The organism is Bacteroidales bacterium, assembly GCA_013314715.1.
In the GTDB taxonomy this organism is placed as follows: Bacteria; Bacteroidota; Bacteroidia; order Bacteroidales; family GWA2-32-17; genus Ch61.
Genome location: JABUFC010000005.1, coordinates 83,178 through 89,954, shown reverse-complemented (window position 1 = coordinate 89,954; position 6,777 = coordinate 83,178). Strand labels below are relative to the sequence as shown.

The window sequence follows — 6,777 nt, the reverse complement described above, 5'->3', positions numbered from 1 at the left end:
AAGAAAATTTAATTGCTACGTTGGAATTGCTCCATTTGAGAAAAAATCAGGAACATCTATTAACGGAAAATCTAAAGTAAGTAACCTGGCAAACAAAAAATTAAAAACATTATTATATAACGGTGCTTACGCTGCTGCTCGATATGATACAGAAATTAAGACTTATTATACTATAAAAATAAGTCAAGGAAAAGAACATAATTCTGTTATTAACGCTATTGCTTGTAAATTGGTAGCAAGATTATTCGCTGTAATTAAAAGACAAACGCCATACGTTTCAATTTTTTTACAAAATTTTTATCAAAAAAATTTGGTTATGTCTTAGAATACGAATGAAGGGTTGGCATGGTGTTTTGATCCCGAGAAATAGGGAGAAGCAATCTTACTGATGCTCGTTACCATTGTGATATGTGTGTGTGTGGTGGAAATTGCTTCTTCTTCTCTTTTTTAAGAGAAGAATCGCAATGACAGTTAGGGGATACGTTTGCTTGCCATGACGTGAGATTTGCACATTGCTTTTTTTTCATTTAGATTGTTCTAATGTAATAGATAAAAAGAAATACAAATAATTAAAATAAGTTTGAAATTTTTATCACAATAAACGAGTACGTTTTTTAGTTTTGCAAAAGGCTCAATATTACTATTTTTATTAGCCTGATTGAATTTGTTTATTCATCCTACTTTGGTTAAAAATGCCCAAAAAGAAACCTTTGCAAAACTCCTTTTTCATCATTACGAACGTAGAGAAGTAATCTATAAATTATTGTAAAAAAAATTGATTTTTAATCGCATTAACGAATACTGTTGTTTTATTTTAGTTTTGCAAAATTCTCATCTAATAATTATTTTGGTTAATTATTTTTTAAAACACAAGGGTTAATTTTTATAGAAATTTTAAATTAAATAAAAAAAGCTATCCTCAAATTTAGAATAGCTTTTAAATAAGATTATTCTTAATAATTTTATTTTTTCATCACTTTAAATTCAACGCGGCGGTTCATAGCACGACCTTCTTCGTCAGTATTAAAAGCAATAGGACGCGATTCGCCATAACCAACAACTGTCATACGTTTAGCATCAACACCTTTGCTAATAAGATAATCGGCAACCGCACGTGCTCGTTTTTCAGAAAGCTTCTGGTTAGTAACATCAGAACCGATATCGTCTGTATGTCCGCCGATTTCGATTTCTATTGTAGGATTATTTTTTAAGAATTCAGCAGTTCTATCAAGTTCTGGATAAGATTCTGGGAGCAATACAGCTTTTGCAAATTCAAAGAAAATATTGTTTAATCGTACAACCGAACCTACTTCTATAGGCGAAAGTCTAAGCATTTCATCTTCAATTTCAGTATATTCAGTAATATCGGTTAAGTCTATATTTTTATTTACATCAAAGAAACCTAAGCCTATAGCACGAAAACCATACTTTTTACCAGCAGGTAAAATAATTTTAAATTCACCGGTGTTGGGGTCGGTACGTGCCACTGCTACTTCTTTACCGCCAGGTAATTCTTCTACAATAATACGTGCGTCGATAGGTTTATTTGTTTTTTCATTGAGTACTTTACCCGAAATTAAAACTACCGGTTTGGGTTTAACCTTCGATGGTAATTTAATTCTAAAAATATCGTTCTTACCCATGGATTTATTAGTAGAAGAAAAATATGCGTATTCGCCTGATGCAGGAATATTATATTTTGTATCTGATTCTGAACTATTTAATATAGGTCCTAAATTTTGAGGTTCTGTCCAATTTTGCCATGTATCATCGAGGCGAGTAGTTACAAAGATATCTTCTTTGCCATACCCCGATTTTCCAGATGTTGAATAATATAATGTAACTCCATCGGCAGCCAAAAATGGAGAATAATCGTTTACACTCGTATTTATAATTGGACCTAAATTAAGGGGTTTTGACCATCGATTATCTCCTTTTCTGAAGCTAACGTATAAATCTAATTCACCATAAGAATCCTTACGTTCGAGAGCCATTATTAAAAACTGACCGTCGTTCGATAAATAATAATTTGCAAAAGGACTAAGATTTATAAAGTCATCAATATTTTGTTTTTCTGGGAATGCCCAACCTTGTCTTGTTTTATATGTAAGCGAAGCACCTGGAGCTGTAGATCCATCTTTATTATATATATTGGCGAGCAATAATTGGTTACCGTCGGGTGTAATAGACTGAACATAATTATTATATTTATTGTTTAAAGGTAATCCAATATTTTTTGCTGGTGTCCAATGTCCATTTTCATCTCTAACTGAATACCAAATATCATCTTCATCGTTAATACCACCTGCATTTTCGGGATGAAATTTTCGTACAAAGAAAATAGTACGCCCATCGGGTGAAATCATAGGAGCTACTTCATCATAAATAGAATTTATGGCTTCGCCAAGATTTTCGGGTTTAGATGTAAATTCGAGATTAGGAACTAAATTTATGCTCCATTTAATGGTATCTTTACTATCAGATATACCAATAGCATCAATTCCATTGCGTCCGATAACGGCAATAGGATCAAGTCGAACTTCAACTTCAGAAACGTAAAATTCAGTAGGTTGAGGTAATATTATATTCAACATTCTACATTTTAATCCTAAATTTTTAGCAGGCTGTTCGTAAACAACTTGTTTTTCGCCATTGGCTCCAAATAAAGTAACTTTCGTTATAGCACCAGGGTTAGAACCCTCGGCTATAGCCACCTGTTGAATACGAGCAGGATTTTTGTAACCAACACGAATAAAAGCATTCTGATCTATTTCTTTTCCATCTTTTTCTTTAGTACACCAATTAGTATAAGCATCTCCTCCGGTTGGAAGCACATTGGGAGCTCCTAATGCCTGATATGCGGCCCTATCGGTTTTAGAATACTGCGAAGAAAAGGCGACCACTTTATCTGCCCAATATATATTAATGACTTTCGATTTTTGTGCCTGTAAAATAGAATCTTTAATTAAAGCAGCCTTCCATTTAACTATATTACTGTCAAGCTCATTCTTTTTGGTTTGATTTATAACCTCTACTTCTTGCTGAGAATACACACTTAAAGTACTAACAATCAACAATAAACTAAATAATATTCTTTTCATAGCATTAGTTTCAAAATTAACTTCAAAAATAAATAAGTATTGATTATTTACAAAATATTTAATGCTTTTTTTTTAAATTACTTATATAATATTTTGATTTACTGTTATATATTTTTATCATTAGTCTTATTTAAATTAACTTTTTGAGTTGAACACAGAAAATAATAAAATATATTTGGGGTAGTCAAAAATTATTTGTATTTTTGTGGCTCATAAAAAAGCGGGTGTGGCGGAACTGGCAGACGCGTCAGACTTAGGATCTGGTGCCGCAAGGCGTGGGGGTTCGAGTCCCTTCACCCGCACTTTTTTTTGTATCAATCTCAATTAAAATAAATGTATGAACGTTGAAAAAAAAGAAATCGGCAACTTACATGAAGCTGTAACCATTATCATTGAAAAAAATGACTATCAAGAAAATGTTGAAAAATCACTTAAAAATCTAAGAAAACAAGTTCAAATTAAAGGCTTTAGACCTGGCAATGTGCCTATGCCAATTGTTTCAAAGCTTTACCGAAAAAGTGTTTTAGTAGATGAGGTTGAAAAAATAATTCAAGAAAAAATTTCTGAACACTTAAAAGAAAATAACTTAGATGTACTTGGAACTCCCATTGTTACCGAATCAAATTTTAATTCTATTTCCGAAGACGAAAATCCAACCTTTAAAGTAACTTTTGAATATGGAATTAAACCTGAAATAAATATAAAACTCAGTAAAAAAGATAAGGTTCCTTTTTATAAAATTACTGTTGATCAAGATAGCATTAACGAATACCTCAACTATTACAAAAGAACTTATGGTCAACAAGTCGATTCAGCAGAAGTTGGAGAAAACTCATCGATCGAAGGTAAAATTTTTGAAAAAGACAACCCCGAACACGTTTTTAACGAACAAGGAGCTATTTTAGTTTCAATGATTCAAAACGAAAAAATTAAAAAGTCTTTTATTGGGAAAAAAGTTGGCGATATTGTTTCTTTCGATGCTTCAAAAACATTTACCAATAAAAAAGACTTAGCACTTTTACTTAAACTTAAAGAAGAAGAATTAGCAGAAAATCTTAAACTCTCAATAGAAATTAAAAAAATCACCGATTTTAAAGAAGCTGAATTCAACCAAGAACTTTGGGATAAAATTTACGGTAAAGATGTTGTAACTACCTACGAACAGTTTATAGAAAAAATAACAAAGGAAATTGAAGAACAACGAAAGATTGAAAGCGAATATAAGCTCCATGCCGATTTAAAAAACAAACTACTATCAAAAACACAAATTGATTTACCCGAAGAATTTCTAAAAAAACAACTCTTACAAAACGCAAAAGAAAAAATAACAGACGAAATTTTAGAAAAAGAATTTCCGTTTTACTTAAATGCTGTAAAAGAACAACTTATATATGCTCACCTCCAAAAAGAATATAAAATAGAAATCACTAACGAAGATATGCTCGAAGGAGCTAAAAAAATAGTTATTAATCAATTTCGTCAATACGGGCTTTATCAATTACCCGACGAATACCTCAATCAACTTGCCCCAAAAGTTTTAGAAAACCAAAAAGAAGCCGATAGAATTTTTGAAATGAAATTAGATGAAAAAATTATCGAAATTGTAAAATCTTTAGTAACTTTGGAAGAAAAAGAAATCACACTCGAAGATTTTATAAAAAAAGTAAAAGAAGATAAAAAATAACATTTTATGAGCGAATTCATTAAATATGCTGTAAAACATAGAGGTATTAGCAGCAACACACTCCATAAATATACATCCATTACTAGTAGCTATATTAGCCCAACCATTATTGAAGAACGTCAGCTCAATATTGCTACTATGGACGTTTTTTCACGTCTAATGATGGATCGAATTATTTTTTTAGGAACACCTATCGACGATGATGTTTCAAACATTATTCAAGCTCAACTTTTATTTTTAGAAAGTACCGACCCAAGTAAAGATATACAAATATATTTTAACACTCCCGGTGGCTCGGTTTATGCTGGTTTAGGCATTTACGACACCATGCAATATATCAATGCAGACATTGCCACCATTTGTACCGGTATTGCTGCATCGATGGGCGCAGTTTTGCTCACCGCCGGTGCCAAAGGTAAACGTTCAGCCCTTACCCATAGTCGTGTTATGATACACCAGCCTATGGGTGCCGCCGAAGGCCAAGCTACTGAAATAGAGATTACTGCACGCGAAATACTTAAACTTCGTAAAGAATTGTACGACATACTCGCTTATCATAGTGGACAGCCTTATGAAAAAATTGCAGCCGATAGCGAAAGAGATTATTGGATGACGGCTAGTGAAGCAAAAGAATATGGACTCATAGACGAGGTACTCATTAGAGAAAAAAAATAATTTAATTTTACATGAAAGGCAAACACTGTAATTTCTGCGGTAGAGCAGAAAATAATGTTCCTATGCTCATGCAAGGTATAGATGGATATATCTGCACAGATTGCATAGAACATGCACACGACATACTCCAAACTTTATCTAAAGAAGAAAAAACAACTCGTCCTTCTACGAGCAAACAAAAACTCTTAAAACCTCAACAAATATACGAATTCCTTAACCAATATGTAATTGGTCAAGATGAAGCTAAAAAAACATTAGCCGTAGCTGTTTACAATCATTACAAGAGAGTTTTCAAACAATCAAAATCGAACAATGAAATTGAAATTGAAAAATCGAATATTATAATGGTTGGCGAAACCGGAACAGGTAAAACTCTCCTTGCCCGAACAATAGCTAAAATGCTTGATGTACCTTTTACCATAGTTAATGCTACCGTTTTTACCGAAGCCGGTTATGTAGGCGAAGATGTTGAAAGCATTTTGTCGAGATTATTACAGGTTGCCGACTACGATGTTAAGCGGGCCGAAATGGGCATCGTTTTTATTGACGAAATTGATAAAATTGCTCGCAAAGGCGATAACCCAAGTATAACACGCGATGTATCGGGCGAAGGAGTTCAACAAGGAATGCTTAAATTGCTCGAAGGTTCAAAAGTGAATGTACCACCACAAGGAGGAAGAAAACACCCCGAACAGCGATTTATTGAAGTTGACACACAAAATATTTTGTTTATATGCGGCGGCGCATTTGATGGAATTGAGAAAAAAATTAGCCAACGCCTTAATACTAGAATGGTTGGTTTTAAAGCCAGCAAAGAAAATGAAAAAATTGACCGCCAAAATATGCTTCAATACATTGCTCCTCAAGACTTAAAAGCTTATGGACTCATCCCAGAATTAATAGGTCGTTTGCCTGTACTTACCTATTTACAGCCCCTAAGTAAAGAAATATTGCGTAAAATATTAACAGAGCCTAAAAACGCATTAATTAAACAATATATTCATTTGCTTAAAATTGACGGCATAGATCTACAGTTTACTGAAGGTGCTTTAGATTTTATTGTCGATAAAGCAGTAGAATATAAACTAGGTGCTCGTGGTTTACGTTCTATTTGCGAAGCTATTATGCGCGATATCATGTTTGATGCCCCATCATTAAAAATTAAAACACTTACCATCGATCAATTTTATTGTGAAGAAAAGCTAACTCAAGGTGTATTAAATAAACTTCAATCGGCAGTATAATTTTTTTACAAAAAATGTAATTAGTATTATTTTTTTTTGTAAATTTGCACTCCGATTTTTTAGCCAAAGGTAA

Annotated in this window: 5 protein-coding genes and 1 tRNA gene; 5 read left to right on the top strand and 1 reads right to left on the bottom strand. The window is 32.7% G+C overall.

The genetic code is table 11. From position 1 onward, the window contains the following. On the top strand, nt 1-325 hold a 325-nt coding region (locus HPY79_02220), incomplete at its 5' end, for an IS110 family transposase (protein NSW44629.1). A gap of 637 nt (nt 326-962) precedes the next feature. On the opposite strand, the gene HPY79_02215 is transcribed toward HPY79_02220, so the two are convergent. Next, nucleotides 963-3,101 (bottom strand): OmpA family protein, encoded by a 2,139-nt coding sequence (locus HPY79_02215; protein ID NSW44628.1) that lies wholly within the window; start codon nt 3,099-3,101, stop codon nt 963-965. 220 nt (nt 3,102-3,321) lie between these two features. Here HPY79_02215 and HPY79_02210 point away from each other — a divergent pair. The 4 genes from HPY79_02210 to clpX all read left to right on the top strand — a co-directional run bounded on the left by HPY79_02210 (nt 3,322) and on the right by clpX (nt 6,704). Beyond that, nucleotides 3,322-3,403, top strand: a tRNA-Leu gene (locus HPY79_02210). A 35-nt stretch (nt 3,404-3,438) separates the two neighbouring features. Then, on the top strand, nt 3,439-4,785 hold the full coding sequence (locus HPY79_02205) for a hypothetical protein (protein ID NSW44627.1): 1,347 nt from the start codon (nt 3,439-3,441) through the stop codon (nt 4,783-4,785). 6 nt (nt 4,786-4,791) lie between these two features. Continuing rightward, the gene (clpP, locus tag HPY79_02200) at nt 4,792-5,460 is read left to right on the top strand and encodes an ATP-dependent Clp endopeptidase proteolytic subunit ClpP (protein ID NSW44626.1); all 669 of its coding nucleotides are present in this window, start codon (nt 4,792-4,794) and stop codon (nt 5,458-5,460) included. A gap of 11 nt (nt 5,461-5,471) precedes the next feature. Next, complete coding sequence (gene clpX, locus HPY79_02195; protein ID NSW44625.1) at nt 5,472-6,704, top strand: ATP-dependent Clp protease ATP-binding subunit ClpX; 1,233 nt, start codon at nt 5,472-5,474, stop codon at nt 6,702-6,704. The last annotated feature ends 73 nt before the right edge of the window (nt 6,705-6,777 follow it).

Excerpts from the sequence above, each read along its gene's own strand:
- clpP (NSW44626.1), top strand. The coding sequence starts at position 4,792 with ATGAGCGAATTCATTAAATATGCTGTAAAACATAGAGGTATTAGCAGC.
- HPY79_02205 (NSW44627.1), top strand. The coding sequence starts at position 3,439 with ATGAACGTTGAAAAAAAAGAAATCGGCAACTTACATGAAGCTGTAACC.
- clpX (NSW44625.1), top strand. The coding sequence starts at position 5,472 with ATGAAAGGCAAACACTGTAATTTCTGCGGTAGAGCAGAAAATAATGTT.
- HPY79_02215 (NSW44628.1), bottom strand. The coding sequence starts at position 3,101 with ATGAAAAGAATATTATTTAGTTTATTGTTGATTGTTAGTACTTTAAGT.